Source organism: Delftia sp. ZNC0008, assembly GCF_000799035.1.
In the GTDB taxonomy this organism is placed as follows: domain Bacteria; phylum Pseudomonadota; class Gammaproteobacteria; order Burkholderiales; family Burkholderiaceae_C; genus Comamonas; species Comamonas tsuruhatensis.
Map to the genome: position 1 here is coordinate 1 of NZ_JTKZ01000708.1, position 4,553 is coordinate 4,553.

General features: G+C 69.3%; 6 protein-coding genes. All 6 read left to right on the forward strand.

What is annotated here, in order from left to right:
- A partial coding sequence (locus L995_RS23050; protein WP_231574513.1) for a hypothetical protein occupies positions 1 to 253 on the forward strand: 253 nt, incomplete at its 5' end.
- A gap of 44 nt (positions 254 to 297) precedes the next feature.
- The gene (locus L995_RS23055) at positions 298 to 1,668 is read left to right on the forward strand and encodes an Nramp family divalent metal transporter (RefSeq protein ID WP_047473843.1); all 1,371 of its coding nucleotides are present in this window, start codon (positions 298 to 300) and stop codon (positions 1,666 to 1,668) included.
- 149 nt (positions 1,669 to 1,817) lie between these two features.
- A complete protein-coding gene (locus L995_RS23060) occupies positions 1,818 to 2,297 on the forward strand; it encodes a rhodanese-like domain-containing protein (RefSeq protein ID WP_047473844.1) in 480 nt (159 codons plus the stop codon).
- A 12-nt stretch (positions 2,298 to 2,309) separates the two neighbouring features.
- On the forward strand, positions 2,310 to 3,224 hold the full coding sequence (gene epsC / locus L995_RS23065; RefSeq protein WP_013800567.1) for a serine O-acetyltransferase EpsC: 915 nt from the start codon (positions 2,310 to 2,312) through the stop codon (positions 3,222 to 3,224).
- On the forward strand, positions 3,221 to 3,493 hold the full coding sequence (locus tag L995_RS23070) for a helix-turn-helix domain-containing protein (RefSeq protein ID WP_012207587.1): 273 nt from the start codon (positions 3,221 to 3,223) through the stop codon (positions 3,491 to 3,493). The genes epsC and L995_RS23070 overlap by 4 nt, the downstream gene beginning before the upstream one ends.
- An 83-nt stretch (positions 3,494 to 3,576) precedes the next feature.
- Positions 3,577 to 4,509, forward strand: coding sequence for a family 2A encapsulin nanocompartment shell protein (locus tag L995_RS23075; RefSeq protein ID WP_013800566.1), 933 nt, complete (start codon positions 3,577 to 3,579; stop codon positions 4,507 to 4,509).
- Positions 4,510 to 4,553: the final 44 nt, after the last annotated feature.

The following is a 4,553-nucleotide window of genomic DNA, read 5'->3' on the forward strand; positions in this document are numbered from 1 at the left end:
CCGCGTTGCCATGATGTCCCTTCTGCCTTCCTCATCCGCCCCCCGCACTCCAGCTCACACTCCGGGCCGCACGCCGCGGCGCCTGAAACCTGCCACCGTGGCGCGCCGCTGCGTGGGCAGCCTGATTGTGCTGGCCGGCGCGGTCATCGTGACCGGAGATCTCGTGGCGCTGTGGCGCGGCGCAGGCACCGATGCCGCACCCGCCGCCGCAGCCATTGCGCCCGCCAGCGGCCTGGTGCCAACCGCCCGATAGGCATCCCCCTGCAACCGCGTGCCCCCGCCGGCGGAAAGGCCCCCATGAACGACACCGTGCTTGCGGCCGAACAGGGCCGCTTCGGCGCCATCGAACCGGACCACGGCCACGCGGGCACGCCCAGCCTGCCGCAGGTGCATCGCAGCATCGCCGTGCCGCGCGGCGCCAACCGCTCGGACAACGCGCGCCGCGTGCTGGCGTTCGCCGGGCCCGGCTACATGGTGGCCGTGGGCTACATGGACCCGGGCAACTGGGCCACCTCCATCGCGGGCGGCTCGCAGTTCGGCTACTCGCTGCTGGCGGTGATCTTTGCCTCCAACCTGATGGCCATGCTGTTCCAGGCGGCGGCCGTGCGCCTGGGCCTGGCCAGCGGGCGGGACCTGGCCCAGGCCTGCCGCGCGCAGTTTTCACCGCGCATCAACCTGGTGCTGTGGTTCTTCTGCGAGATCGCCATCGTGGCCTGCAACCTGGCCGAGGTGCTGGGCATGGCCATCGGCCTGAACCTGCTGTTCGGCCTGCCGCTGCTGGCCGGCGTGTGCATCACGGTGGTGGATGTGATGCTGATCCTGGCGCTGCAAAGCCGGGGCTTTCGCTGCCTGGAGTCGGTGGTGATCGCCCTGGTGGCATTGATCGGCCTGTGCTTTGCCGCCCAGCTGGTGTGGCTGCAGCCGCCCGTGGCGGCCGTGCTGCGCGGGCTGCTGCCGGGCATGGAGATCGTGGCCAATCCGCAGATGCTGTACCTGGCCGTGGGCATCGTGGGGGCCACGGTGATGCCGCACAACCTCTACCTGCATTCGTCCATCGTGCAGACACGCCGGCATGACACCACGCTCCAGGGCACGCGCCAGGCCATCCGCCTGGCCACGCTGGACTCCACGGTGGCGCTGGGGCTGGCGCTGTTCGTGAACGCCGCCATTTTGGTGGTGGCGGCCGGCGCGTTCAACCGGCCCGGCCAGGCGCCGGTGACCGAGCTGTCGGACGCCTACCACCTGCTGTCGCCGCTGCTGGGCGTGGGCATCGCCAGCGCGGTGTTCGGCGTGGCGCTGCTGGCCTCGGGGCTGAGTTCTTCAGTCACGGGCACGCTGGCCGGGCAGATCGTGATGGAAGGCTTCTTGCAGATCCGCCTGTCGCCCGCGCTGCGCGCCCTGCTGACGCGCTGCATCGCCATCGTGCCCGCCGTGGTGGCCACCGCCTGGTACGGCAGCACCGGCGCCAGCGCCCTGCTGGTGTTCAGCCAGGTGGTGCTGAGCCTGCAATTGCCGTTTGCCATCGTGCCGCTGCTGCTGTTCACCACGCGGCGCAAGACGCTGGGCGAGCTGGCCTTTGGCCCCAGGATGTCGGCGGTGCTGTGGGGCTGCGCGGCCCTGGTGGTGTCGCTGAACCTGTGGATGCTGCAGCGGCTGCTGACGGCCTGATCGCCCGAACCGGGCATGGCGCCACGCGGCGCCTTCATAGACGTTTTGCTTCTATCAAACGCCGCTCTTGTTCGTTGGTGGCTTGCCGCGAAGTTCTTAGATTGGTGCCTATAGCCACCAACCCGCGAATTCTCCGCAAGGACGACGACATGACAGCCCTCACTTTGGAAACCACCCTGCCCCAGGCGCTGCAGGAGGCACAGGACCACGCCCGCGCACAGGGGCTGGGCCACGCAGGCGGCGTGCGCCCGCCCGTGGCCTGGGCGCTGGTGCAGGCCGGCCAGGCCGTGCTGGTCGATGTGCGCACGGCCGAGGAACGCAAGTTCGTCGGCCAGGTGCCCGGCACCCTGCACGTGCCCTGGGCCACGGGCACGGCGCTGACGCGCAACCCGCGCTTTGCCCGCGAGCTGGAAGCGCGCCTGGCCCCGCACGGCGGCAAGGAGGCCGTGGCCCTGCTGCTGTGCCGCAGCGGCAAGCGCTCGGTGCTGGCGGCCCAGGCGGCGGCCCAGGCCGGGTTCGCCCATGTGTTCAACGTGCTCGAAGGCTTCGAGGGCGAGATCGACGCGCGTCAGCAGCGCGGCAAAAACGACGGCTGGCGCTTCCACGGCCTGCCCTGGATTCAAGACTGAAGGAGCACGCAGATGGCCAGTTTCGACATTGCCGGACTCACCCAGAACCTGCATGCGGCGCGCCGCGAATGGCGCGAGGCGCACGGCCGCACCCAGGAGCCCGGGGCGCGCGAGTTTCCCTCGCGCGACGCGCTTTCCACCCTCATCGACCAGCTCAAGGCTGCCCTGTTTCCCATGCGCCTGGGTCCGCACGACCTGCGCCAGGAAAGCGAGGACATCTTCGTGGCGCACCAGCTGGACTCGGCCCTGCATGCGCTGCTGGGCCAGATACGGCTGGAGCTGCGGCTGTCCGCGCCCCACACGGCAGCGGGCGCCGATGCCATGGCGCTGGACATTGCCCGCGCCTTTGCCGAGTCCCTGCCCCAGATCCGCCGCCTGCTCGACAGCGACGTGCTGGCCGCCTTCCAGGGCGATCCCGCCGCGCGCAGCGTGGACGAGGTGCTGCTGTGCTATCCGGGCGTGCTGGCCATGATCCACCACCGCCTGGCCCACCAGCTGTACCTGCTGGAGCAGCCGCTGCTGGCGCGCATCGTGGCCGAGCTGTCGCATGCGCAGACGGGCATCGACATCCACCCGGGCGCGAAGATCGGGCGGGGCTTTTTCATGGACCACGGCACGGGCGTGGTGATCGGCGAGACCGCCGTGATCGGCGAGCGCGTGCGGCTGTACCAGGCCGTCACCCTGGGCGCCAAGCGCTTTCCCACCGATGAGCACGGCCACCTGCGCAAGGGCCTGGCGCGCCATCCGGTGGTGGAGGACGACGTGGTCATCTACGCGGGCGCCACCATCCTGGGCCGCGTCACGCTGGGGCGCGGCGCCGTCATCGGCGGCAATGTCTGGGTGACCGAGGACGTGCCGCCCGGCGCCCACGTCACCCAGGCCCATGCGCGCGAGCACGCGCAGCAGCCCCGGGAGGTGGCCCTATGAGCACCCGTCTTGTCACCAGCTTCGGCATTGCCGTGCGCCAGGCGCGCGAGGCCCATGGCTGGTCGCAGGAGCGGCTGGCCGAGCACTCGGACCTGAACCGCTCCTACGTGGGAGAGATAGAGCGCGGCCGCGTCATCGCCTCGCTGCTGACCGTGGAGAAGCTGGCCGTCTCGCTGGGCGTGCAGCCCTCGGCCCTGGTCATGCGCGGCGAGACCGTGGCCCACGACCAGCTGGTGCGCGGCCTGCGCTTGGCGGCTATAGCATGTTGAAGACATGTGCGCGGGCCGGGACACTGGCCCTGTTTCCCCTCCTTCCCCTTCCCTTTTTCCTGAACTGATTACGGAGTCTGCACATGTCGGCAACAGTGGGCGGCACGACCGCGCTAGGCGACAACGCCGCGCGGCAACTGGCCAACGCAACCAAAACCGTTCCCCAGCTTTCGACCATCAGCCCGCGCTGGCTGACGCACCTGCTGCAATGGTCGCCGGTGGAGGCGGGCATCTACCGCCTCAACCGCGTCAAGAACCCGGAGGCAATCAAGGTCACCTGCACGGCCAAGCAGGAAGACAACCAGCTGCCGCGCACCTATGTGGACTACGAGGAGCAGCCGCGCGAGTACTTCCTCAACGCCGTCTCCACCATCCTGGATGTGCACACGCGCATCTCCGACCTCTACAGCAGCCCGCATGACCAGATCAAGGAACAGCTGCGCCTGACCATCGAGACCATCAAGGAGAACCAGGAAAGCGAGCTGATCAACAACCCCGACTACGGCCTGCTGGCCCAGGTCACGGACGAGCAGCGCATCTTCCCGCTGACCGGCGCGCCCACGCCCGACGACCTGGACGAGCTGCTGACCAAGGTCTGGAAGGAGCCCGCCTTCTTCCTGACCCATCCGCTGGCCATTGCTGCCTTCGGCCGCGAGGCCACGCGCCGCGGCACGCCGCCGCCCACGGTCAGCCTGTTCGGCTCGCAGTTCATCACCTGGCGCGGCATTCCGCTGATCCCCTCGGACAAGGTGCCCGTGGCCGATGGAAAAAGCAAGATCCTGCTGCTGCGCGTGGGCGACAAGCGCCAGGGCGTGGTCGGCCTGTACCAGCCCGGCCTGCCGGGCGAGCAGAGCCCGGGCCTGTCGGTGCGCTTCATGGGCATCAACAACCATGCCATCGCGTCCTACCTGATCTCGCTGTACTGCTCGCTGGCCGTGCTCACGCCCGATGCGCTGGCCGTGCTCGACGATGTCGAGATCGGCAAGTACCACGACTATCCCGACACCTACAAGTAAAGAGGCCGGGCGTTGACCGTGTCTGCAATCACCTCCGTGGCGCC